General features: G+C 64.1%; 27 protein-coding genes, 1 tRNA gene and 2 pseudogenes. 4 read left to right on the top strand and 26 right to left on the bottom strand.

The features are described from left to right. Positions 1-61: 61 nt before the first annotated feature. Entirely contained in the window at positions 62-862 is an 801-nt protein-coding gene (locus BCEP18194_RS07840) for a transporter substrate-binding domain-containing protein (RefSeq protein WP_011350749.1), read from the top strand. 59 nt (positions 863-921) lie between these two features. On the opposite strand, the gene BCEP18194_RS07835 is transcribed toward BCEP18194_RS07840, so the two are convergent. Then, positions 922-1,125 (bottom strand): hypothetical protein, encoded by a 204-nt coding sequence (locus BCEP18194_RS07835; RefSeq protein ID WP_011350748.1) that lies wholly within the window; start codon positions 1,123-1,125, stop codon positions 922-924. A gap of 356 nt (positions 1,126-1,481) precedes the next feature. After that, positions 1,482-1,769 (bottom strand): annotated as a pseudogene (locus BCEP18194_RS40720) (hypothetical protein); the annotation flags it as partial. A 15-nt stretch (positions 1,770-1,784) separates the two neighbouring features. Between BCEP18194_RS40720 and BCEP18194_RS39310 the strand changes: the two are divergent. Beyond that, positions 1,785-2,108: pseudogene (locus tag BCEP18194_RS39310) on the top strand (LytTR family DNA-binding domain-containing protein); the annotation flags it as partial. Positions 2,109-2,178: 70 nt separating this feature from the next. Here BCEP18194_RS39310 and BCEP18194_RS07820 read toward each other — a convergent pair. Continuing rightward, entirely contained in the window at positions 2,179-2,730 is a 552-nt protein-coding gene (locus BCEP18194_RS07820; RefSeq protein WP_041492725.1) for a hypothetical protein, read from the bottom strand. A gap of 234 nt (positions 2,731-2,964) precedes the next feature. Here BCEP18194_RS07820 and BCEP18194_RS41120 point away from each other — a divergent pair, with 234 nt between their 5' ends. Then, the gene (locus tag BCEP18194_RS41120; protein ID WP_011350745.1) at positions 2,965-3,411 is read left to right on the top strand and encodes a fascin domain-containing protein; all 447 of its coding nucleotides are present in this window, start codon (positions 2,965-2,967) and stop codon (positions 3,409-3,411) included. Positions 3,412-4,917: 1,506 nt separating this feature from the next. Here the strand turns inward: BCEP18194_RS41120 and BCEP18194_RS07815 are convergent. The 7 genes from BCEP18194_RS07815 to BCEP18194_RS07785 form a co-directional block, all read right to left on the bottom strand. Next, positions 4,918-4,993: transfer RNA gene (locus tag BCEP18194_RS07815), tRNA-Thr, on the bottom strand. An 18-nt stretch (positions 4,994-5,011) separates the two neighbouring features. Then, positions 5,012-5,539, bottom strand: a complete 528-nt coding sequence (locus tag BCEP18194_RS07810) for a ClpXP protease specificity-enhancing factor (protein WP_011350744.1) — start codon at positions 5,537-5,539, stop codon at positions 5,012-5,014. Positions 5,540-5,610: 71 nt separating this feature from the next. Next, the gene (locus BCEP18194_RS07805) at positions 5,611-6,222 is read right to left on the bottom strand and encodes a glutathione S-transferase N-terminal domain-containing protein (protein ID WP_006400565.1); all 612 of its coding nucleotides are present in this window, start codon (positions 6,220-6,222) and stop codon (positions 5,611-5,613) included. Between the two features lie 92 nt (positions 6,223-6,314). Beyond that, the gene (locus BCEP18194_RS07800; RefSeq protein WP_011350743.1) at positions 6,315-7,073 is read right to left on the bottom strand and encodes a cytochrome c1; all 759 of its coding nucleotides are present in this window, start codon (positions 7,071-7,073) and stop codon (positions 6,315-6,317) included. Positions 7,074-7,094: 21 nt separating this feature from the next. Beyond that, positions 7,095-8,477: a cytochrome b gene (locus BCEP18194_RS07795; protein WP_085964603.1), complete on the bottom strand. Its 1,383-nt coding sequence runs from the start codon at positions 8,475-8,477 to the stop codon at positions 7,095-7,097. After that, positions 8,474-9,094, bottom strand: a complete 621-nt coding sequence (gene petA, locus BCEP18194_RS07790) for a ubiquinol-cytochrome c reductase iron-sulfur subunit (RefSeq protein ID WP_011350741.1) — start codon at positions 9,092-9,094, stop codon at positions 8,474-8,476. Before petA ends, BCEP18194_RS07795 begins: the two co-directional genes overlap by 4 nt. A gap of 218 nt (positions 9,095-9,312) precedes the next feature. After that, entirely contained in the window at positions 9,313-10,059 is a 747-nt protein-coding gene (locus BCEP18194_RS07785; protein ID WP_011350740.1) for a Nif3-like dinuclear metal center hexameric protein, read from the bottom strand. A 21-nt stretch (positions 10,060-10,080) separates the two neighbouring features. On the opposite strand from BCEP18194_RS07785, the gene BCEP18194_RS07780 reads away from it, so the two are divergent. After that, the gene (locus tag BCEP18194_RS07780; RefSeq protein WP_011350739.1) at positions 10,081-11,286 is read left to right on the top strand and encodes a Do family serine endopeptidase; all 1,206 of its coding nucleotides are present in this window, start codon (positions 10,081-10,083) and stop codon (positions 11,284-11,286) included. Between the two features lie 206 nt (positions 11,287-11,492). Here the strand turns inward: BCEP18194_RS07780 and tatC are convergent, their stop codons facing one another. The 16 genes from tatC to murA all read right to left on the bottom strand — a co-directional run bounded on the left by tatC (position 11,493) and on the right by murA (position 23,174). Continuing rightward, positions 11,493-12,281 (bottom strand): twin-arginine translocase subunit TatC, encoded by a 789-nt coding sequence (gene tatC, locus BCEP18194_RS07775; RefSeq protein WP_011350738.1) that lies wholly within the window; start codon positions 12,279-12,281, stop codon positions 11,493-11,495. 41 nt (positions 12,282-12,322) lie between these two features. Further along, entirely contained in the window at positions 12,323-12,850 is a 528-nt protein-coding gene (tatB, locus tag BCEP18194_RS07770) for a Sec-independent protein translocase protein TatB (RefSeq protein WP_011350737.1), read from the bottom strand. 26 nt (positions 12,851-12,876) lie between these two features. Next, positions 12,877-13,107: a Sec-independent protein translocase subunit TatA gene (tatA, locus tag BCEP18194_RS07765; RefSeq protein WP_011350736.1), complete on the bottom strand. Its 231-nt coding sequence runs from the start codon at positions 13,105-13,107 to the stop codon at positions 12,877-12,879. A gap of 93 nt (positions 13,108-13,200) precedes the next feature. Further along, entirely contained in the window at positions 13,201-13,566 is a 366-nt protein-coding gene (locus BCEP18194_RS07760; protein ID WP_011350735.1) for a histidine triad nucleotide-binding protein, read from the bottom strand. Between the two features lie 31 nt (positions 13,567-13,597). Continuing rightward, a complete protein-coding gene (locus tag BCEP18194_RS07755) occupies positions 13,598-13,990 on the bottom strand; it encodes a DUF4870 family protein (protein WP_011350734.1) in 393 nt (130 codons plus the stop codon). A gap of 69 nt (positions 13,991-14,059) precedes the next feature. Further along, positions 14,060-14,425, bottom strand: a complete 366-nt coding sequence (locus BCEP18194_RS07750) for a phosphoribosyl-ATP diphosphatase (protein WP_006485344.1) — start codon at positions 14,423-14,425, stop codon at positions 14,060-14,062. Then, positions 14,422-14,838, bottom strand: a complete 417-nt coding sequence (gene hisI / locus BCEP18194_RS07745) for a phosphoribosyl-AMP cyclohydrolase (protein ID WP_011350733.1) — start codon at positions 14,836-14,838, stop codon at positions 14,422-14,424. The genes BCEP18194_RS07750 and hisI overlap by 4 nt, the downstream gene beginning before the upstream one ends. Beyond that, positions 14,838-15,611 carry an imidazole glycerol phosphate synthase subunit HisF gene (gene hisF / locus BCEP18194_RS07740; protein ID WP_011350732.1) on the bottom strand — a complete coding sequence of 258 codons (774 nt, stop codon included), beginning with the start codon at positions 15,609-15,611 and terminating at the stop codon, positions 14,838-14,840. Before hisF ends, hisI begins: the two co-directional genes overlap by 1 nt. Positions 15,612-15,718: 107 nt before the next feature. Beyond that, positions 15,719-16,474, bottom strand: a complete 756-nt coding sequence (gene hisA / locus BCEP18194_RS07735) for a 1-(5-phosphoribosyl)-5-[(5-phosphoribosylamino)methylideneamino]imidazole-4-carboxamide isomerase (RefSeq protein WP_011350731.1) — start codon at positions 16,472-16,474, stop codon at positions 15,719-15,721. 163 nt (positions 16,475-16,637) lie between these two features. Then, the gene (gene hisH, locus BCEP18194_RS07730) at positions 16,638-17,279 is read right to left on the bottom strand and encodes an imidazole glycerol phosphate synthase subunit HisH (protein WP_011350730.1); all 642 of its coding nucleotides are present in this window, start codon (positions 17,277-17,279) and stop codon (positions 16,638-16,640) included. Continuing rightward, on the bottom strand, positions 17,276-17,896 hold the full coding sequence (locus BCEP18194_RS07725; protein WP_011350729.1) for a YchE family NAAT transporter: 621 nt from the start codon (positions 17,894-17,896) through the stop codon (positions 17,276-17,278). The genes hisH and BCEP18194_RS07725 overlap by 4 nt, the downstream gene beginning before the upstream one ends. A 66-nt stretch (positions 17,897-17,962) precedes the next feature. Then, the gene (gene hisB / locus BCEP18194_RS07720; RefSeq protein WP_011350728.1) at positions 17,963-18,550 is read right to left on the bottom strand and encodes an imidazoleglycerol-phosphate dehydratase HisB; all 588 of its coding nucleotides are present in this window, start codon (positions 18,548-18,550) and stop codon (positions 17,963-17,965) included. Between the two features lie 65 nt (positions 18,551-18,615). After that, on the bottom strand, positions 18,616-19,689 hold the full coding sequence (hisC, locus tag BCEP18194_RS07715) for a histidinol-phosphate transaminase (RefSeq protein WP_011350727.1): 1,074 nt from the start codon (positions 19,687-19,689) through the stop codon (positions 18,616-18,618). A 144-nt stretch (positions 19,690-19,833) separates the two neighbouring features. Next, positions 19,834-21,150 carry a histidinol dehydrogenase gene (gene hisD / locus BCEP18194_RS07710; protein WP_011350726.1) on the bottom strand — a complete coding sequence of 439 codons (1,317 nt, stop codon included), beginning with the start codon at positions 21,148-21,150 and terminating at the stop codon, positions 19,834-19,836. Positions 21,151-21,174: 24 nt separating this feature from the next. Further along, positions 21,175-21,828, bottom strand: a complete 654-nt coding sequence (gene hisG, locus BCEP18194_RS07705) for an ATP phosphoribosyltransferase (protein ID WP_011350725.1) — start codon at positions 21,826-21,828, stop codon at positions 21,175-21,177. Beyond that, positions 21,825-23,174 (bottom strand): UDP-N-acetylglucosamine 1-carboxyvinyltransferase, encoded by a 1,350-nt coding sequence (murA, locus tag BCEP18194_RS07700; protein WP_041492724.1) that lies wholly within the window; start codon positions 23,172-23,174, stop codon positions 21,825-21,827. The genes hisG and murA overlap by 4 nt, the downstream gene beginning before the upstream one ends. Positions 23,175-23,187: the final 13 nt, after the last annotated feature.

Below are 23,187 nucleotides of genomic sequence, written 5' to 3'. Positions count from 1 at the left end.
CCGCCTTGCCCGCCCGGCGCATGGCGCTCCCCCACACCACGCTGACCACTGGAGATCTGCGATGAAACGTTCGAAGTTCCTGCTGTCGGGCCTGCTGCTCGCGTCGGCCCTCGGCTTCACGGCCGTCGCCGCGCACGCGGATGACCTGCTCGATTCAGTGAAGAAAGCCGGCGTGCTGCGCGTCGGCCTCGAAGGCACGTATCCGCCGTTCAACTCGCGCGGCACGTCGGGGCAACTCGAGGGTTTCGACGTCGACGTCGCGAACGCGGTCGCCGGCAAGCTTGGCGTGAAGACGCAGTTCATCCCGACCGAATGGAGCGGCATCATCGCCGGCCTGCAGGCCGGCAAGTTCGACGTGATCGTCAACCAGGTCACGATCACGCCTCAGCGCAAGGAAGCACTCGACTTCAGCGAGCCGTACACGTACTCGGCCGCGCAGCTGATCCAGCGCAAGGACGACACGCGCAACTTCAAGTCGCTCGACGACTTCAAGGGCAAGAAGCTCGGCGTGACGCTCGGCACCAACTATGACCAGATGGCGCGCACCGTGCCGGGCATCGAGGTGCAGACATATCCGGGCGCGCCGGAGAAGCTGCGCGATCTCGCCGCGGGCCGGATCGAGGCGACGCTCGACGATCGCCTGATGCTGCCGTACATGATCAAGACGTCGAACCTGCCGCTGCGCGCGGGTGCCGTGCTGAACGGCGGCAAGCAGGAAATGGCGATCCCGTTCCGCAAGGGCAACCCGAAGTTCGAGAAGGCGATCAACGACGCGCTCGACTCGCTGCGCAAGGACGGCACGCTGAAGAAGATCTCGATGCACTGGTTCGGCAGCGACGTGACCGTGCCGGTCGCGCAGTAAACGGCCCGGCGCTACAACGCGTCACGCCCTTCGTCTCGATGAAGGCGTGACGCTTCTCCTCAGGCCGCTTCGTCGAAGCGCGCCAGCAGCATCTGGCCGATCGGTGTCAGCGCCGGGCGCGCGGCCACGGCATTCATGCGCACCTGCGTATCGTCGACCAGCCGCTTCTCGACCAGCACGGCGAAGGCCGGATTCGACGGATCGACACTGTCCGGCGCTCGCGCAACGCGCAACAGCATCGAGAATTCATGCGGACTCAGCATGGTCCCTGTCTCCTGATCGTCCGCGGTCCGGTTCGAACCGTCGTCGATCGTATTTTCGAATGAAATGGCGCGATGCATGACCGCTGCGCCGCCGGGAGCGAGATCCCGGTCGGCCCCCACCTGCGACGCGGGCACGTCGTCGCGAGCGGGTTGCGCACGTTCCCGGTCCCGCGGTGCGCCGCGACGGGAACGTGCAACGTTATGGGCGCACCATGACGCGACCGTGACAGGAAAACGGGGCGCAAATCGGGGGGTGTCATACGCCGTTTCGGTTCGATGCCCCAACGATTGACGAAGACGGGCCGTATCGCCTGTCAGGCCGTCAGTTGCCCGCTCGCGGACCGTTTCCCTGCCCTTCATCGCGGATCGACCGAATACGGGAAACTCCCATGCTTCGATCCGTTCGCATGGCGCATGCGGCGCACGACCACGTTCGGCGCGCGCCCGAGCGTCATCCCGACGAGCACGCCCCATACCGCGAACGACAGCATCACGAAGCCGCTCGTCGCCGCCCAAGGCGCGTGCAAGGCGACCGCGTAATGGATGCTGGTTTCGGCGACGAACGTCGGCATCAGCGTGACGAGCAGGCTCGCGTCGCCGGGCAGGCGCACGCGTGGGCCGATGCGCTCGCACAAGCGGCGCAAGCTCGCGACGCGGCGCCGAACCGCTGGCTGACGGCAGGCGTGAAGGATGCGACGCGTCTCATATCGGTCGACGACGTGCTGTACTTCCAGGCTTCGGAGAAATACACGGAAGTCGTCGCGGCCGGACAACGGCTCGTGATTCGCACGCCGCTCAAGGAACTGATGCAGCGGCTCGATCCGGAGCGGCTCGCGCAGGTGCATCGCGGCGTGATCGTTGCGTACGCAGCGATCGATCGTGTCGAGCGCGATCTGTTGGGACGGTTGCGGATTCGCGTGCGCGGGCAGCGGGAGATGCTGCCCGTGAGCCGCGCGTATGCGGGGTTATTCAGGCAGATGTGACGGTATCGGCCGTCATGTGCGGAACCCCTGAGGGATGACGCTGCTGCCATGCCATCCGACGGCGCGCGGATCAATTGCAGGCGTCGAGCCCGAGCACGCCTGTTCGCAGCATCACGCGCCCCTTGTCCTTGATGAACGACAGACTGTACGCGCGGATGCGCTGCCCGGCTACGCACTGGGCACGGCTCGTATCGATCGAGTAATTGAATTCGGAAACGCACTGCCCGATGGGGAGCGTCGATGACGCATGCACGGCATCGGGGCTGTGGCCGTGTCCGGGATAGGACAGATATGCGGAGTCGTGCGCGTTCTTGAACGACCCGAACACGTCCGGATGCTGCGCCAGGAATGTTGCAACGGCACGCGCCCGTGCCGGACCGCTCGTCGTGCCTGCAAGCGCCTGCGACAGTTCTGTGATGTTCGTGCCGAGCGAAAACTTCGGTGCCGCATAGGTCGCGAAACCGTCCGGCGACGGGAATGTCGCCCAGAAGTCGCGATCCATCCGCTGGACTTCGGCTTGCGTCAGGCAGTCTTGCGCCAACGGTCGGGAAAGTGCTGCGGCACTGCCAGCGGCCAGCACCGAAGCCAGGACAGTAGCGCACCCCGCCTTAACGATCAGCATTTTTCTTTTTCTGGGCAAAGGAGATATGAAACTCGTTTCTGAGGTCAGACACATATTCTCGAAAATCTCGAAAAATAAAACAATCATCAAAAAAATTGCCCACCCAAACGCCTGACAACAATATCAGCTATCGCCGCACCTTGACCTACTCTAGGCTGAGTTCCTTATCTCGCCATTCAGCTTCAATTTCAGATAAAAACCTAGCGAAAGCCAACGATCGATCTGGAGTCTGCGATGACCACATTAAACCCCGGCACGTATCAATTTCAAGCAATAGACACGGAATACTGGAGCCCGATTCAATATGGATCGAACGACCCTCTTTACGTCATCGCAGGAAAATGGGTCGCCGACGATTGGTGCAACTTCTTCGTAAAAAAGCATGCCGAAAACTCGGTCACCATACAGGACAAGCTCGGCCACTACTTAAGCCTCATTCAGTACTCGACAGGCGGCCCGTACTATCTTGTAGCATCGCAAAAAAATCACGTGGACAATTGGTGCATCTTTTATGTATCCGACGGCACCGTGCCAAATACCATCAATTTTCAAGTACACGGAAACGATAACGTCTATTATCTGACAGTCATCAATGCGGATAGCAGAAACTACATTGAGGCAACAAACGACTCCGACCCGGCATGGAGAAATTTCAGCGTAACGCTGATCAACTCCGACTAGATATTGCGCGGTCATCTGCACCGCATATCTGGGCTGATGAAATGCGCACACGCAGAAGCGGGACGTCCGTTATCAACGGGGGATTGCCAGACCCCAAGGCGCATAAAGGCGCCTGGAAGAATCGGCCCGTCAATCGCTGTGCGTGAGCATCGGCGAAAAAACCGCCGGCACCGAAGTGCCTGGCGGTTTTTTTGCTGCTGGACGACCACTCGTCAGACGGCGAGCTACGCATCCGCCATGCCGGGTCGTGCCACGACTTCAGCTCGGGATCTTTGCGCCACGCGCGCGCAGGAGCGTTACCCGGCTGATCGTTGCGCCAACAACTTCACGAGAAATTCTATCGTACGCTTCCCAGCGCGGCGCCATGCATGCATGACTCGCAGGGGATCATCACGAGAGCTTGTACTCTCCGCTCCGTCGATAGCCCGGATACCGGCAGGTACGCTCGACGCCCCTTCCCCTTTCCGATGATCGACGAAGAATTGAAGGTGGCGCGACTCCCATTGCAACAGAGCGGACCTTTGCCTGAAGGCACACGACGCACACCACACGGCACGCAGCTGACAAAGCCGGGCACCGATGCTGACTGGAAATGCAGAGGGGAACTAGAAACGCGAAGGGGCTACGCAAACATCGCGTAACCCCTTGCTGGATTTGGTGCCGGCTGCAGGACTCGAACCCGCCACCTGATGATTACAAATCGGTTGAAATTTTCAATTAAAACAATAAGTTATCTGTTTTCGACGTTTCCAAAAATCGAAATATCATCGCCCGCGAAGGCGCGATGAGCATAGACTTCCTTCCGTTTTGGAAACGTCGATCGGACTGGCTGTTCAACGTCTCACGCATTGATAGGCTGCTATCGCGCAGCTCACGGCAACACTGGTGCGGCGCAACTCCTAGCTGGTATGCGCGGGGTTCAACTGAAACCATTGGGCCACTCGCAGCAAAGTGCGCATATGCTTCGGTGAGAGATGCTTGTAGCTATGAAAGGCAATCGAGCGGAGCCCACAATGCGGAATTTCATCCAAGGAGTCTTGCGACTACCCAACCCGCCGAAGATGTCGCGGACACAATATTCTCGCTATCGTCTCAGGCTAGCGCTCATCGTCTTTGCATGGGGCTGTGTCTCCGCCCTTTGCTTTGTGTACTGGAATTCGATGGGTTCGGTGGCCAAAGCGCTATTTGTTGTCCTGGAGTACGCCTTCATTCCCGACCTATCTCTCGTTACGCAGCTATTCGTCCCTTATGACAGATACGTCAAGGAAGGACTTTAGCGAAGAGGTATCAATGATTTCCTGGCCGTTCGCCTCGGCTCCAAAACAGTAGGCTGTGTTTGCGTACCGGCGCCCAGAAGCGATCGCCCACCGCCCCGTGAAACTGCTGATGCCGCAGTAGAGGCAACTCGGCAAAGCTGGGAAAACTCGTTGCCCGAGTTTGTCAAGAAAAACGGGGATTGGAAACGCGAAGGGGCTACGCAAACATCGCGTAACCCCTTGTCAGATATGGTGCCGGCTGCAGGACTCGAACCCGCCACCTGATGATTACAAATCAACTGCTCTACCAGATGAGCTAAGCCGGCGTAGCGCGAGATTCTACCTCATTTCACGATCTTGAGGCGAGGTCTGCTGCCACCTTTTGAACCGTCGCCATCGCCGTCGGTTTTCGGCGGCTCGTCGGCGCCTTCGGAGGGCTCCTCGTTCGCGCCGCTGTCGGCCACCGGCGTCAACGCAACAGGCGATTCGTCGCGCGGCGCATCATCCGTCTGCGCCGCATCTTCGTCGAACGCACCCGAATCCGCACCTTCGCCCGCGACCGCATCGACCTGGAACGCCATGCCCTGCCCGTTCTCGCGCGCATAGATCGCGAGCACGTTGGCAACCGGAATCTCGATCTTGTGCGCCTTCCCGGAGAACCGGGCCGTGAACTCGATCCACTCGTTGCCCATCTGCAACTGGCTGGTCGCCTCGAAGCTGATGTTGAGCACGATCTCGCCGTCACGCACGAACTGACGCGGCACGCGCGTCGAGTTATCGACCCTCACCGCGATATGCGGCGTGTAACCGTTATCGGTGCACCACTCGTACAGCGCGCGCAGCAGATAAGGCTTCGTTGAAATCTCTTGCATCACAATCCTCGAACCCGGAGCGGGGGCGCGGCACGCCGCGCCGCCCTCTCCGTCATGCACTCATTGCACCATCAACGACGCATGACCTTTTCGGACGGCGTCAGTGCTTCGATGTAGGCCGGACGGCTGAAGATCCGCTCGGCGTACTTCATCAGCGGCGCTGCGTTCTTCGACAGCTCGATGCCGTAGTGATCCAGACGCCACAGCAGCGGCGCGATCGCGACGTCGAGCATCGAGAACTCCTCGCCGAGCATGTACTTGTTTTTCACGAAGATCGGTGCGAGCTGCGTCAGGCGATCGCGAATCGCGAGGCGTGCCTTCTCGTGGTTCTTCTCCGCTGCCTTGCCCTTCTCGTTCTCGAGCGTGCTGACGTGGACGAACAGTTCCTTCTCGAAGTTGAGCAGGAACAGGCGTGCACGTGCGCGCTGCACGGGGTCGGCCGGCATCAGTTGCGGATGCGGGAAGCGCTCGTCGATGTACTCGTTGATGATGTTCGATTCGTACAGGATCAGGTCGCGCTCGACCAGGATCGGCACCTGACCGTACGGGTTCATCACCGAAATGTCTTCCGGCTTGTTGAACAGGTCGACGTCACGGATTTCGAAGTCCATGCCCTTCTCGAACAGCACCAGCCGGCAACGCTGGGAGAACGGGCAAGTTGTGCCGGAATACAGAACCATCATGTTTGCGTTTCCTCAAAAAAGCCGAGGGCCGGCACGCGGCGAACCCCTTCCGGGGTTCCACCTTGCGCCGGCCCCACGCCGGTCAGGCGTGATTACTTGATATCTTTCCAGTACGCGGCATTGAGCCGCCAGGCCAGGAAAGTCAGGACACCGAGAAAGATCAGCACCCATACGCCGAGGCGTTTGCGGGTCTGCTGAGCCGGCTCGGACATCCAGGTCATGTACGCCACCAGGTCGGCAACCGCAGAATCATAATCCACCGCGGACAATGTCCCCGGTGTGACCTGCTGGAAGCCGACGAGCGTATGGGCCTTCTCGCCCGTCTCCTCGTCCGTCTTGTCTTCGAATTTGGCGGTGCGCTGCCCCTGCAGCTGCCACAGTACATGGGGCATGCCGACGTTCTCGAACACCGCGTTGTTCCAGCCGCTCGGCCGCGTATCGTCGCGGTAGAAACTCCGCAGATACGTATACAGCCAGTCGCGGCCGCGCGCGCGCTCCTCGACCGACAGGTCGGGCGGCGAGGTGCCGAGCCAGTTCTTCGCGTCTTCGGGCCGCATCGCGACGGACATCGTGTTGCCGACCTTGTCGGTCGTGAACAGGAGATTCTTTTCGATCTCCTTCTGGGATATGCCCAGATCCGTCAGACGGTTGTAGCGCATCAGGTTCGCGCTGTGGCAGTTCAGGCAATAGTTTACAAACAATTGCGCGCCGTGCTGAAGCGAAACGAGATTTTCCGTGTTATCGGGCGCCCGGTCGAGCGGAAAATTACCTTCCGCCCGAACCGCCGGCGCCACCAGCAGCGCGCACGCGGTCGCCCCGATCAGCGCGAGTGTCGAAAGCAGTTTCTTCATGTCGTTCTCTCCTCGCTCACGTTAATGGGGCTTGAAGCGCACCCGCTCCGGCGGCTGCTTGAACGTGCCAAGCGGCGTCCAGACGGGCATGCCGAGGAAGAACGCGAAGTAGATCAGCGCACAGGCCTGCGCGATCAGTGTCGAGGCCGGCGATGGTGGCCGCGTGCCGAGGAACCCGAGGGTCAGGAACGCCACGACGAAGATCCCGAGGAACACCTTGTGGAACAGCGGCCGGTAGCGGATCGACTTCACCGGGCTGCGGTCGAGCCACGGCAGGAAGAACAGCGTGATCACCGCCGAACCCATCACGACGACACCCCAGAACTTCGACTCCGTCAGGTACATGAACACGACGATCGCCGCGGCCAGCACCGGCAGGCCGACCTTCCACTTGCCACGCGCGCGGATCAGCGCGAGCACGCCGAGCAACACGATCACGATCATCAGCACGATCTTGAACGGGTCGGTGGTCGCGCGCAGCATCGCGTAGAACGCGGTGAAGTACCAGACCGGCGCGATCTCGGGCGGCGTCTGCAGCGGGTTCGCCGGGACGAAGTTGTTCGCCTCGAGGAAGTAGCCGCCCATCTCCGGCGAGAAGAACACGATCAGCGCGAACACCATCAGGAACCCGCACACGCCGAGGAAATCGTGCACCGAGTAGTACGGGTGGAACGGGATGCCGTCGAGCGGAACGCCGTTCTCGTCCTTCTTCGCCTTGATCTCGATGCCGTCCGGGTTGTTCGACCCCACTTCATGCAGCGCGACGAGGTGCGCGATCACGAGGCCGACCAGCACGAGCGGAATCGCGATCACGTGGAACGCGAAGAAGCGGTTCAGCGTGACGTCCGACACGACGTAGTCGCCACGAATCCACAGCGACAGGTCGGGGCCGACGAACGGGATTGCCGAGAACAGGTTCACGATCACCTGCGCGCCCCAGAACGACATCTGGCCCCACGGCAGCAGGTAGCCGAAGAACGCCTCGGCCATCAGGCACAGGAAGATCGCGCAGCCGAAGATCCACACGAGTTCGCGCGGCTTGCGGTACGACCCGTAAAGCAGCCCGCGGAACATGTGCAGGTAGACGACGACGAAGAACATCGACGCGCCCGTGGAGTGCATGTAGCGGATCAGCCAGCCCCACGGCACCTCGCGCATGATGTACTCGACCGACGCGAACGCGAGCGTCGAGTCGGGCTTGTAGTTCATCGTCAGGAAGATGCCCGTGACGATCTGGTTGACGAGCACCAGCAGCGCGAGGGAGCCGAAGAAGTACCAGAAGTTGAAGTTCTTCGGCGCGTAGTACTCGGAAACGTGCTTCTTCCAGGTGGACGTGAGCGGGAAGCGCTGATCGATCCAGCCGGTGAGACCTGTCGTGGAGACTTCCTTGTTGTCGGCCATCACGCTTCTCCTTTCTCGTCCTTGCCGATCACGAGGGTCGTTGCCGACGTGAACATGTAGGGCGGGATGTCGAGATTCTGAGGCGCCGGTTTGTTCTTGAACACACGGCCGGCGAGGTCGTAGGTCGAACCATGGCACGGGCAGAGGAAACCGCCCGGCCAGTCGTCCGGCAGGTTCGGCTGCGGACCCGGCGTGAAGCGTTGGCTTGGCGTGCAGCCGAGGTGCGTACACACGGCCATCACGACGAGAATGTTCTTGCGATCGGCCCGCGAGCGATATTCGTTCGCGCAATACGCCGGCAACGGCATCGTATAGGGCTTTTCAGTGGTCGGATCGGCCACTTCCTTGTCGGCCTTGACCACGTCGGCCAGCATCGCATCGGTGCGGTTCAGGATCCACACCGGCTTGCCGCGCCACGGCACGGTCACCATTTCACCGGGCTTCAGCCCGCTGATGTCGACTTCGACCGGTGCACCGGCCGCTTTCGCTTTCGCGGACGGCGCAAGCGACGCCGCGAAAGGTATGACGGTGGCTACGCCTCCCACGCCACCTGCTACGGATGTCGCAATCAGCCAGGTACGGCGGCCGCTGTCGACGCGTTTCTCTTCCTTGTCTCGCATCACACGCCCCACTTCTGAGTTGGATTTTCCGTCACGACTTTCCATTCCGCCGCTAGTTTGCTCGAATGGAGCCGCCATTTACAAGGCCCGGAGATGAAAATCCCTTCGAAGTGATTGATAGTTAAGGGTTTTCCCCCACTATCGGAACGATTAAATCATTTCACTTTTAAGCGTCCGCTACATTGCGAAATTTCGATGCGCTGCCGCAAATCCGGCATTCAGACCGGGTTATGGATATCGATAAAAAGGTGTTCGATATCGAATTCTTCGGACAAGTGGGCGCCAAGTGCCTGGATTCCGTAGCGCTCGGTCGCATGGTGCCCTGCCGCAACGAACGCGACGCCGCTCTCGGCGGCCGTGTGCGTCACGTATTCGGACACCTCGCCGGTCAGGAACACATCCGCCCCGGCGTCGATCGCCGCGTCGAAATAGCTTTGCGCGGCGCCGGTGCACCACGCGATGCGGCGCAGCTGCATGTCCAGATCGCCGAGCACGAGCGGCGTGCGGCCGAGCGTGCGCTCGACCTTCGCGACGAAGTGCTCGAGCGTGACGGGCATCGGCAGCGTGGCCATCCAGCCGAGGTCGCCTTCACCGAAACGCTGCTCGCCGATCAGCCCGAGCCGCTCGCCGAGCTGCGCGTTGTTGCCGTATTCGGGATGCGCGTCGAGCGGCAGGTGGAACGCGAACAGGTTCAGGTCGTTCGCGAGCAGCAGCTTCAGGCGCTGGTACTTGCGGCCCGTGATCTGCGGCGGCTCGTTGCGCCAGAAATAGCCGTGATGGACGAGCACGGCATCTGCCCCCCATTCGAGCGCGGCTTCGAGAAACGCGACCGACGCCGTCACGCCGGTGGCGATCTTCTCGATCTTGCGGCGCCCCTCGACCTGAAGGCCATTCGGGCAATAGTCCTTGAAGCGCGCGGTTTCAAGGGTATTGTTCAAGTACAATTCAAGTTCGATCCGATCCATATAAACCTCTAATCCATTCAGATGCTTAGACGCTTCTGGCTGTTCTTCGCGCAGGCGGTTACCGTGCTGCTCGCGCTGATGTTCATCGTCGTGACGCTCAAGCCGCAATGGCTGCAACGGCAAGGACAGCTCGGCAAGCAGCTCGCCACGCCGATCGTTGCGCTGCGGGAAGTCGCGCCGGGCATCGGCGGGGCGCCGGCGACCACGTCGTACGCCGAAGCCGCGCAGAAGGCGATGCCGGCCGTCGTCAACGTCTTCTCCAGCAAGGACGGCTCGCTGCCGCCCGACCCACGCGCGAAAGATCCGCTGTTCCGCTACTTCTTCGGCGACCGCAACGCCCGCAAGCAGCAGGACGAACCGGCCGCCAACCTTGGCTCGGGCGTTATCGTGAGCCCTGAAGGTTACATTCTAACGAACCAGCACGTCGTGGACGGCGCCGACCAGATCGAAGTCGCGCTCGCCGACGGCCGCACGGCCACCGCGAAGGTGATCGGCAGCGATCCCGAAACCGATCTCGCCGTGCTGAAGATCAACATGACGAACCTGCCGACGATCACGCTCGGCCGCTCCGACCAGTCGCGGGTCGGCGACGTCGTGCTCGCGATCGGCAACCCGTTCGGCGTCGGCCAGACGGTCACGATGGGGATCATCAGCGCGCTCGGCCGCAATCACCTCGGCATCAACACGTTCGAGAACTTCATCCAGACCGACGCACCGATCAACCCCGGCAACTCGGGCGGCGCGCTGGTCGACGTGAACGGCAACCTGCTCGGCATCAACACGGCGATCTACTCGCGCTCGGGCGGCTCGCTCGGCATCGGCTTCGCGATTCCCGTATCGACTGCGCGCACGGTGCTGGAAAGCATCATCACGTCCGGCTCGGTCACGCGCGGCTGGATCGGCGTCGAGCCGCAGGACGTCACGCCGGAGATCGCCGAGTCGTTCGGGCTGTCGCAGAAATCAGGCGCGATCGTCGCCGGCGTGCTGCAGGGCGGCCCGGCCGACAAGGCCGGCATCAAGCCGGGCGACATCCTGGTCTCGGTCAACGGCGACGAGATCACCGACACGACGAAGCTGCTGAACACCGTCGCGCAGATCAAGCCCGGCACGCCGACCAAGGTGCACGTCGTGCGCAAGGGCAAGGAGTTCGACGTGAACGTGGTGATCGGCAAGCGCCCGCCGCCGCCGAAGCAGGCGCTCGACGAGCAGGACAGCGATACCGAGTGACGTCGGGCGCGCAGCGCCGAGCCGCATGCCGGACACCGTCGGAAATGAAAAAGGGCAGCCGGTTGGCTGCCCTTTTGCTTTGCATCGAAAGTCTCGTTGCCGGGAAGATGGCCTCGCCACCCGAGCTCCGGCGGACTACGCTACCGGGTTTTGCTCAAGCCTGACGCCGGAAGCCCGGCCGCCGCGCACCGCCCGGCGCGCTGCCGTCAGCTGGCGGCTTCGCCGTTCTCCGCCTCGCCTTCCTCGGCCGGCTTCTTCGGCACGAAGAACCGCGCAGCCAGCAGCCCGATCTCGAACAGCACGACCAGCGGCAGTGCAAGCATCAGTTGCGAGAACACGTCCGGCGGCGTGACGACCGCCGCGACGACGAACGCGCCGACGATCACGTACGGCCGCATCTCCTTCAGCTTCTTCAGCGACAGCACGCCCATCCGGACGAGCAGCACGACGACGATCGGCACCTCGAACGTGACCCCGAACGCGATGAACATCCCGAGCACGAAGCTCAGGTAGTTGTCGATGTCGGTGGTCATTTCCGCCCCGAGCGGCGCGTTGTAGTGCGCCATCACGCGGAAGATCGTCGGGAACACGAGGAAGTACGCGAACGCCATCCCGCACAGGAACAGGAAGTAGCTGCTGCCTACGAGCGGCGCGACGAGCTTCTTCTCGTGCTGGTACAGCCCCGGCGCGACGAACGCCCAGATCTGGTACAGCACGATCGGCAGCGCGATCACGAGCGCGACGAGCATCGTGACCTTCATCGGCACGAAGAACGAGCCGGTGACGTCGGTGACGATCATCTTGCCGTCCTTCGGCAGGTTCTCCATCAGCGGCCGCGCGAGCAGCCGGAAGATGTCGGGCGCCCAGTAGACGAGCCCGAGGAACACGACGATCACAGCCGCGCCCGCGCGAATGATGCGATCGCGAAGCTCGACGAGATGGGAAATGAAGGTTTCTTCCGGGGCGTCGCCCGGGTTCTGCTGGGGGTCGCTCACGCCGGCCCTCGGTAGGATTGACGAGCGAGCATGCGCTCGGCTCAGAAGAAGCGCGTCGGCCGGCGCAGGCTGGCCGGCTGGTGGCGCGCGACACGCGCGGCGCCCGACTGCACGTGCGTACGGCGGGTGGTCGCGCGCTTGTACCAGGCAGGCGCAGCCGCCTGCTTGACGCGCCAGTTGCGGCGCTTCGGCGCGAGCGCAGCCGTACTGCCGCGCCACGACGGCGCGGCGGTGTCGGAACCGGTCGAACCGGCGTCGCCCGCCGCTTCGTTAAGACCGCCGACCGCGGAATGCCACGTGTCGTTCAGTTCCTTCTCGTGCTCACGCAGGTTGTCGTGAATCGTTGTTTCGACATTCCGCGCGGCCGACTCGAAATCGGTCTTCATCGTCCGCAGTGCGTCGAGTTCGATTTCGCGCGAGACCTCGGCCTTCACGTCGTTGATGTACCGCTGCGCACGGCCGAACAGCGCGCCTGCCGTACGCGCAACGCGCGGCAAGCGCTCGGGGCCGAGCACCACGAGCGCGACGACGCCGATCAGCGCCATCTTCGAAAGACCGAGATCCAGCATTGCGAATGCCTGTCAGCGTGCCGGCGTTACGCCTTGTTCGAGTCGGAACGCGTCGTTTCCTTCGCGTTGACGTCGACCGAGCCCGAGCGCGGCAGTTGCTGCGCGTCGGCCGGTGCTTCGCCTTCCTTCATGCCGTCCTTGAAACCCTTCACGGCGCTGCCGAGATCGTTGCCGATGTTGCGCAGCTTCTTCGTACCGAAAACCAGCGCGACGATCAGCAGCACGATCAGCCAGTGCCAAATGCTCAATCCACCCATGATGAAACCTCTCCTCAACCACACCGCTACGCGGCGTAAATCGCCGGCAACGCGCCGGCTTCGACTATCGATGCGGGGAAACGCCCCGCGCCGTCAACCCATCCGCTGCCAGGGGCGCGGGCCGGCCAGGATATGTGCATGCAGGTGGTAGACCTCCTGCCCGCCGCCCGGGCCCGTATTGATTACCGTACGGAAACCGGTTTCGCCACCCGTATACGCGACGCCGAGCTGGCTGGCCAGACGCGACACGAGCAGCATCAGCCGGCCGAGCATCGGCGCATCGGCGTCGCTCGCCGCCGACAGCGTCGGCAGATGCTGGCGCGGAATCACGAGCACGTGCGTCTCGGCCGCCGGGCGGATGTCGCGGAACGCGACGAATTCTTCGTCCTCGTGCACCTTCGTGCTCGGGATCTCGCCTGCCGCGATCTTGCAGAACAGGCAATTCGGATCGTGACTCATGTTGCTCCTGCAGACGCCCGCCCGCGGCCGGTCAGAACCAGGCCTGCGGATCGAGCGGCTTGTTGTCGTTCAGGTACAGCCAACCCTTGATGATACGGTACAGCGTCCAGATCCATGTGACAAACATCACTGCGAATCCGATCACCACGAACATCAGCGCGAACCCGATCACGTACGCGATCAGCGCGCGCCAGAACGTGCGGATCTGCCACTCGAAGTGAGCCGCATACGGCGTGCCGGCCACATCGTCGCGCTTCACGTAGTTGATGATGATCGCGATGATGCCCGTGACGCCGCCCGTCAGCCAATGAAACGCATAGAGGCCGTAGAGCACGTGAGTCAGCGTGCGCAGCCCGTTCAGGCGCTCGGCGTCCGCGGCCCCCGGCACCGACGGCGGCGGAAACTGGCTTGGCGTATCGGTCATGATGCTACCCCCGTTAGATGACAATTCTTACAGCTTAACGCACTGTGGCCATCCTGCGACAAGGGCCTGTCACCCGCCGTTTTCCTCGCGCTCGCGACGCTTGCGCAGAGCCTTCTCTTCGATACCCGACAGCCCTTCGCGACGCTCGAGCTCGGCGATCACGTCGGCCGGGCTCAGGTCGAAATGCGACAGCATCACGAGGCAGTGGAACCACAGGTCGGCCACCTCGCCGACGAGCGCGGTCGGCGCGCCGCCCTGGCGCACATCCTTCGCGGCCAGCACGACTTCCGTCGCCTCTTCGCCGATCTTCTTCAGCACCGCGTCGTCGCCCTTGTGGAACAGGCGCGATACGTACGATTGATCGGGGTCGCCGCCCTTGCGGCTATCGATCACGGCCGCGAGGCGCAGCAGCGTGTCTTCGGTCGATTGCGTCATTTGTAGATGTGTTCGGGATCTTTCAGCACCGGTTCGACCGCGACCCAGTCGCCGTTGTCGACGGTGCCTTCGAATTTCTGGAAGAAGCACGAATGCCGGCCGGTGTGGCACGCGATGCCCGACACCTGCTCGACCTTCAGCAGCACGACGTCCTCGTCGCAGTCGAGCCGCACCTCGTGCACGTGCTGCACGTGGCCCGACTCCTCGCCCTTGAACCATAGGCGCTTGCGCGAGCGCGAATAGTAGACCGCGCGCTGCGTCTCGATCGTCTTCGCCAGTGCCTCGCGGTTCATCCACGCGAACATCAGCACGTCGTTCGTCGACGCTTCCTGCGCGATCACCGGCACGAGGCCGTTGTCGTCCCAGCGGACCTTGTCGAGCCACGCGGGCAATGCATTCGTTTCCGTATTCATCACAGCCTCACCGGGATGCCCTGGTCGGCCATGAAGCGCTTTGCCTCGCCGACCGTGTGCTCGCCGTAGTGGAAGATACTCGCGGCCAGCACCGCGTCGGCGCGACCGTCCTTGATGCCGTCGGCCAGGTGCTGCAGCGAGCCGACCCCGCCCGATGCGATCACCGGCACCGGCACCGCGTCCGACACGCCGCGCGTGAGCGCGAGGTCGAAGCCCGACTTGGTGCCGTCGCGGTCCATGCTCGTGAGCAGGATCTCGCCCGCGCCGAGCTCGGCCATCTTGCGCGCCCATTCGATCGCGTCGAGGCCCGTGTTCTTGCGGCCGCCATGCGTGAAGACTTCCCAGCGCGGCGTCTCGCCGTCGGCCGACACGCGCTTCGCGTCGATCGCGACGACGATGCATTGCGAGCCGTACTTGTCGGCCGCGTCGCGCACGAGCTGCGGGTTCGCGACCGCCGACGAATTCATGCTGACCTTGTCCGCGCCCGCGTTCAGCAGGCGTCGCACGTCCTCGACGGCGCGCACGCCGCCGCCGACGGTCAGCGGAATGAAGACCTGCGACGCGACGGCTTCGATGATCGGCAGAATCAGGTCGCGCTGGTCGGACGTCGCGGTGATGTCGAGGAACGTCAGTTCGTCGGCGCCCTGGTCGTCGTAGCGGCGGGCGATCTCGACGGGGTCGCCGGCGTCGCGCAGCTCGACGAAGTTGACGCCCTTGACGACACGCCCGGCAGTCACGTCCAGGCAGGGGATGATGCGTTTAGCTAGAGCCATGATGTTGCGCCAAATGCCGCGATGGGACGGCCGGTTACGGAAAGCCTCGCGCGAGGCTTCCGGTCGGGGCCGCCTGCAGGCAGCCCCGGCGAGCGGGACAACCGCGCTTACGCGTTGTCGAGTTCGCCGTTCAGTTCGTCCGCGCGCTTTTGCGCGGCCGCGAAATCGAGATCGCCGGAGTAGATCGCACGGCCGCAGATCACGCCTTCGACGCCCTGCTCTTCCACTTCGCACAGGTTCTCGATGTCCACGAGGTTCGACAGGCCGCCGCTGGCGATCACCGGGATGCCGACCGCCTGCGCGAGTTTCACGGTCGCCTCGATGTTGATGCCCTGCAGCATCCCGTCGCGGCCGATGTCCGTGTAGACGATCGATTCGACGCCGTAGTCCTCGAACTTCTGCGCGAGATCGATCACTTCGTGGCCGGTGAGCTTGCTCCAGCCGTCGGTCGCGACCTTGCCGTCCTTCGCGTCCAGCCCGACGATGATGCTGCCGGCGAACGCGGTGCACGCGTCCTGCAGGAAGCCTGGATCCTTCACGGCCGCCGTGCCGATGATCACGTAGGACAGGCCCGCGTCGAGATACTTCTCGATCGTCTCGAGGCTGCGGATGCCGCCGCCGAGCTGTACGGGGATTTCATCGCCGACTTCGTCGAGGATCGCTTCGATCGCCTCGAGATTCTTCGGCTTGCCGGCGAATGCGCCGTTCAGGTCGACGAGATGGAGCCGCCGGGCGCCGAGATCGACCCACTTGCGGGCCATCGCCGCCGGGTCCTCGGAGAAAATCGTAGCCTGGTCCATATCGCCCTGTTTAAGGCGCACACACTGACCGTCTTTGAGATCGATGGCCGGAATCAGCAACATAGCAATCGGGTATCGTCGTGGAAAAAGAAAAGAATCCGGCGCGTACCGGCCAATCCGGTACCGCGCCGTCTCGCTAGTTTAGTACAACTCTTTCGGCGCTTAGGCGCGCGAGCCCCATGCGACAGGCCTTTCCGGCCCGCCGACTGTGGCACGCACGCGACGTTCACGGCTTCCAGTGTACGAAGTTGCGATACAGACGCAACCCGACCTCCGCGCTTTTCTCGGGGTGGAATTGGGTCGCGAAGAGGTTATCCCGCGCGACCGCGGACGTAAACGGCGCGCCGTAAGCCGTTTCGCCCACCGTATGAGCCGGGTTGTCCGGCGTCACGTAATAGCTGTGCACAAAGTAGAAATACGCGTCGTCGGGCACGCCGTCCCACAGCGGGTGCGGCTGCGACTGGCGCACGCGGTTCCAGCCCATCTGCGGCACCTTGAAGCGCGAACCGTCGTCCTGCAGGCGGCCGTCGAGCTCGAAACGCACGACCTTGCCGGGCAACAGGCCGAGGCCCTTCGTGTCGCCTTCCGCGCTCCAGTCGAACAGCATCTGCTCGCCGACGCACACGCCGAGCAGCGGCTTCGTGCGCGACGCCTCGATCACGGCCTCCTGCAGGCCCGATTCGCCGAGGCTGCGCATGCAGTCGGGCATCGCGCCCTGGCCGGGCAGCACGACACGGTCGGCCGCGCGGATCGCGGCCGGCGTGTCGACGATCGCCACGTCGGCGGCCGGTTCGGCCTTCTTGAGCGCCTGCGCGACCGAGCGCAGGTTGCCCATCCCATAATCCACAATCGCAATCGAAGTTTTCATCTCAGTGCAGGCAGTAGCGCCCTCAGTCCATTGACGATGAATTCCACCGCCAGCGCCGACAGCATCAGACCCATCAGCCGCGTGGCGATGTTGATGCCCGTGCGGCCGATCCAGTTCGCGATCGGCTCGGCGAGCCGCATCGCGACGAAACACAGAAAAGCCAGGACCGCGCCGATCGCGACCAGCCCGGCCCGCTCATACCAGTGATGCGAGTTCGCCGCATAGATGATCACCGTGCTGATCGAGCCGGGGCCCGTGAGCAGCGGAATCGCCAGCGGCACGACCGCGATGTTGTCCTTCAGCTCGGCCTCGTGGCGCTCCTCCGGCGTCGATCGCGTGTTGCCGATCTGTGCGTTCAGCATGTTGATCGCCATCAGCAGCATGATGATCCCGCCGCCCACTTCGAGCGACCCGACCGAAATGCCGAAGAAGTTGATGATCTGCTGCCCGAGCAGCGTCGTCACCGTGATCACGCAGAACACCGACACCGACGCGATCCGGATCGTGCGCCGCCGCTCGGCATCCGTCTGCTGCGCCGTCAGGCTCAGGAAGAACGGCACCGCACCGACCGGGTTGATCAGCGCCAGCAGCGAAATGAACGATTTGAGCAGATCCATCGCAAGCCGGCGCCGTGCGCCGAAGCCGTGAGGTTGTCCTTGACGCGCCGTCCGGTCAGTTCAGGTTCAGAGACTGCCCTTCGTCGACGGGATCTGCCCCGCCGCACGCTCGTCCAGCTCCACCGCCGCGCGCAGTGCACGGCCGAAGGCCTTGAACACCGTTTCGAGCTGATGGTGCGCGTTGATCCCGCGCAGGTTGTCGATGTGCAGCGTGACGCCCGCGTGGTTCACGAACCCGCGGAAGAATTCGATCGACAGGTCGACGTCGAACGTGCCGATCCGCGCGCGCGTGAACGGCACGTGGAATTCGAGGCCCGGCCGGCCCGAGAAGTCGATCACGACGCGCGACAGCGCCTCGTCGAGCGGCACGTACGAATGGCCGTAGCGGCGGATGCCCTTGCGGTCGCCGATCGCCTTCGCGACGGCCTGCCCGAGCGTGATGCCGACATCCTCGACCGTGTGGTGGTCGTCGATGTGCGTATCGCCATGCGCTTCAACCTCGAGATCGACCAGACCGTGTCGAGCGATCTGGTCGAGCATATGGTCGAGGAACGGCACGCCGGTAGCCAGCTTCTGCTGGCCCGTGCCGTCGAGATTGAGCTTCACACGGATCTGCGTTTCGCTGGTATTGCGAACGACTTCCGCCACACGCATGGCAATTCCTTGACTGAGTCGATGTAAATGGGGATTGATCGTTTCGCGCTGCGGCGCCCAGAGGCTCAACCGGGCAGCGCGAGTTTCAAAGCGGCCAGCAGGCGCGCGTTTTCGTCGGGAGAACCGACAGTCAGCCGCACGCATTCAGCCAGCAACGGATGCATTTTACTCACGTTTTTGACCAACACCCGCTCGGTGAGCAGCGCGTCGAACACGGCAGCCGCGTCCGGCACGCGCACCAGCAGGAAATTGCCGGCGCTCGGGAACACCGTCGTGCCCGGCAGCGCGGCCACTTCCTGTGCGAGACGCGTGCGTTCCGCACGCAGGTCGGCCGCCTGCGCGTCGAGCACGTCGAGGTGGTCGAGCAGGAAATCGGCGGTCGCCTGGGTCAGCACGTTGATGTTGTACGGCGGGCGCACCTTGTCGAATTCGGTCAGCCACGCGGGCGAACCGACCAGATAGCCGAGGCGGATGCCCGCGAGACCGAGCTTCGACACCGTGCGCATCACGACGACGTTGTCGAACTCGGCGGCGCGCGGCAGCCACGAGCGCACGGCGAACGGCTGGTACGCCTCGTCGATCACGATCAGGCTGTGCCGCGCGGCCGCGACGATCCGTTCGATGTCGGCATCGTCGTACAACGTGCCGGTCGGGTTGTTCGGGTACGCGAGATAGACGATCGCCGGACGATGCTCGGCGATTGCCGCGAGCATCGCGTCGACGTCGAGCGTCAAGTCGGCCTTCAGCGGGACGCCGACGAATTCGAGCTGCGCGAGCTTCGCGGACAGTTCGTACATCACGAAGCCCGGCACCGGCGCGAGCACCTTCGCGCCCGGCTTCGCGCAGGCCATCGACATCATGCTGATGATTTCATCCGAGCCGTTGCCGAGCAGCACCTCGCAGCCGGCCGGCACGCCCATCGCGTGGCGCAGCTTGTCGAGCAGCGCGGCCGGGCGCGGCGCCGGGTAGCGGTTCAGCGCGACCTGCGCGAGACGCTCGCCGAGCGCCGCGGCGAGCGGTTCGGGCAGCGGGTACGGGTTCTCCATCGCGTCGAGTTTCACGAACCCGCTCGCGTCCGGCACCGGGTAGCTCGTCATCGCGAGCACGTCGCGGCGGATGATGTCTTGTGGCGTCGTCATGGTCTCAAGCCGGCGTGCGTCGCGCCGGCGTCAAATGATCGGCAAGGCGGCGGCTGCCGCCCTGCTCAGGTGTCTCCAGCCCCGGCCTTCGGGAGCGGGCCGGGCGGCACGTCAGCGCCGGCCGCGGCCCCGCGCAGCGGGTGGTCAGTGCTTCATCCGGAACTCGGCGCTCTTCGCGTGCGCCTGCAGCCCCTCGCCGTACGCGAGCTCGGATGCGATCTCGCCGAGCGTCTGTGCACCTTCCGCACTGACCTCGATCAGGCTCGAGCGCTTGATGAAGTCGTACACGCCGAGCGGCGACGAGAAACGCGCGGTGCGCGACGTCGGCAGCACGTGGTTCGGGCCCGCGCAGTAGTCGCCGAGGCTCTCGCTCGTGTAGCGGCCGAGGAAGATCGCGCCCGCATGGCGGATCTGCTGGCCCCATTGCTGCGGCTCCAGCGCGGAAATTTCCAGGTGCTCGGGCGCGATGTCGTTCGCGATCCGGCAGGCTTCGGCCATGTCGCGCACCTTGATCAGCGCGCCGCGGCCTTCGAGCGACGCGCGGATCACGTCCTGGCGCGGCATCGACGGCAGCAGCTCGTCGATCGCCTTTTCGACGCGCTCGAGGAACGCACCGTCCGGGCACAGCAGGATCGATTGCGCGAGTTCGTCGTGCTCGGCCTGCGAGAACAGGTCCATCGCGACCCAGTTCGGATCGGTCGTGCCGTCGCACAGCACGAGAATTTCCGACGGGCCGGCGATCATGTCGATGCCGACCGTGCCGAACACACGGCGCTTCGCCGACGCGACGTACGCGTTGCCGGGGCCGCAGATCTTGTCGACGGCCGGCACCGTCGCCGTGCCGTAGGCGAGCGCACCGACCGCCTGCGCGCCGCCGATCGTGAACACGCGATCGACGCCGCCGAGCAGCGCTGCGGCGAGCACGAGATCGTTCTTCACGCCGTCCGGCGTCGGCACGACCATCACGATCTCGCCGACGCCCGCGACACGCGCGGGAATCGCGTTCATCAGCACCGACGACGGATACGCGGCCTTGCCGCCCGGCACGTACAGGCCGACGCGGTCGAGCGGCGTGACCTTCTGGCCGAGCACCGTGCCGTCGCTTTCCGTGTACTGCCAGCTATGCGTGCCGCACTCGATCTTCTGCTTCTCGTGGTACGCGCGCACGCGCGCGGCCGCCGCCTCCAGCGCCGCGCGCGCCTTCGGCGCGAGGCTGTCGAGCGCCGTCTGCAGCGCGTCCTGCGGCAGCTCCAGCGCGGCAATGCTGCTCGCGCTCAGCCGGTCGAAGCGGTTCGTGTATTCGAGCACCGCGGCGTCGCCGCGCGACTTCACGTCGGCGAGGATCTGCGCGACCGATTGCTCGATCGCCGCGTCTTCGCTCGCCTCGAATGCGAGCAGCGCGCGCAGCTCGGCGCCGAAGCCTGCGCTCGTCGAATCGAGCTTGCGGATGGTGATGGACATGGGAGTTCCGTTACGGTGATGCGCTCAACCGCCATTCTGCGACGCGCGTTCGAACGCGTCGAGGATCGGCTTGAGTGCCGTGCGCTTCAACTTCAGCGCAGCCTGGTTCACGACGAGGCGCGACGAGATCGCCATGATCTCCTCGACCTCGACCAGATTGTTCGCCTTCAGCGTGCCGCCCGAGCTGACGAGGTCGACGATCGCGTCGGCCAGCCCGACCAGCGGGGCGAGCTCCATCGAGCCGTACAGCTTGATCAGGTCGACGTGCACGCCCTTCGCGGCAAAGTGTTCGCGTGCCGTTTCGACGTACTTCGTGGCGACGCGCAGCCGCGCGCCCTGGCGCACGGCGCTCGCATAGTCGAAACCGGCCGACACGGCCACCGACATCCGGCAGCGCGCAATGTTCAGATCGATCGGCTGGTACAGGCCCGAGCCGCCGTGCTCGACCAGCACGTCCTTGCCGGCCACGCCGAAGTCGGCCGCGCCGTATTCGACATAGGTCGGCACGTCGCTCGCGCGCACGATGATCACGCGCAGGTCGGGGTTCGTCGTCGGCAGGATCAGCTTGCGCGACGTTTCCGGATCCTCGGTGACCTGCACGCCGGCCGCGGCCAGCAACGGCAGGGTTTCCTCGAAAATCCGGCCCTTCGACAGGGCAAGGGTCAGCGGCGCGGTCATGCTTGGCTCCCGGAAAGTCGGCGCACGTTCGCGCCGACGGCGGTCAGTTTGGCTTCCATGCGGTCGTAGCCGCGGTCCAGGTGATAGATGCGGTCGACCAGCGTTTCGCCTTCGGCACGCAGCCCGGCGATCACGAGGCTCGCCGACGCACGCAGGTCGGTCGCCATCACGTTCGCGCCCGACAGCTTGTCCACACCCGTCACGAGCGCGGTGTTGCCGTCGATCGTGATGTTCGCGCCGAGCCGGTTCAGCTCCTGCACGTGCATGAAACGGTTCTCGAAAATGGTTTCGACGACCTGCGCGGTGCCCGTCGCGACCGTATTGAGGGCCATGAACTGCGCCTGCATGTCGGTCGGGAACGCCGGGTATTCCGACGTGCGGATCGTCACCGCCGACGGCCGGCGGTCCATCTTCACGCGCAGCCAGCTGTCGCCTTCCTCGATCGACACGCCGGCTTCGCGCAGCTTGTCGATCACCGCATCGAGGATGTGCGGGCGCACGCCCGTCAGCCTCACGTCGCCGCCGGCCGCCGCGACCGCGCACAGGAACGTGCCGGCCTCGATGCGGTCGGGGATCACCGAATGGCGCGCGCCGTGCAGCCGCTCGACGCCCTGGATCACGAGGCGATCGGTGCCGATGCCGTCGATTTTCGCGCCCATCGCGACCAGCAAGTGTGCGAGATCGCTCACTTCCGGCTCGCGCGCGGCGTTTTCGATCACCGTCTCGCCATCGGCGAGCGTCGCGGCCATCAGCAGGTTTTCCGTGCCCGTCACCGTGATCATGTCGGTCACGATGCGCGCGCCCTTCAGGCGCTTCGCGCGGGCTTCGATGAAGCCGTGCTCGATGCTGATCTCGGCGCCCATCGCCTGCAGGCCCTTGATGTGCTGGTCGACCGGACGCGCGCCGATCGCGCAGCCGCCCGGCAGCGACACCTTCGCCTCGCCGAAGCGTGCGAGCAGCGGCCCGAGCACGAGGATCGACGCACGCATCGTCTTCACGAGCTCGTACGGCGCGACGAGGTTGTCGACGCGCGACGCGTCGAGCTGCACGCGGCAGCCGTCCGTCTCGCTCTTCACGCCCATCTGGTTCAGCACCTTCAGCGTGGTACGCACGTCCTTGAGATTCGGCACGTTGTCGAGATCGACCGGATCCCCGGTGAGCAGCCCCGCGCACAGGATCGGCAGCGCGGCATTCTTCGCGCCCGACACGACGATCTCGCCCGACAGGCGGTGGCCGCCTTCGATCACGAGCTTGTCCATCCCATGGCCATGCGATTCCCCGTTGGCGGCCGGGTGTGCCGTGGCGACGCTCTGGACCGCGTCGCGCTCGTTGACGGTGACTTGCACTCAGTGATTTCCG

The organism is Burkholderia lata (assembly GCF_000012945.1).
GTDB lineage: Bacteria > Pseudomonadota > Gammaproteobacteria > Burkholderiales > Burkholderiaceae > Burkholderia > Burkholderia lata.
This window is presented reverse-complemented; position numbering and strand designations above follow the sequence as displayed.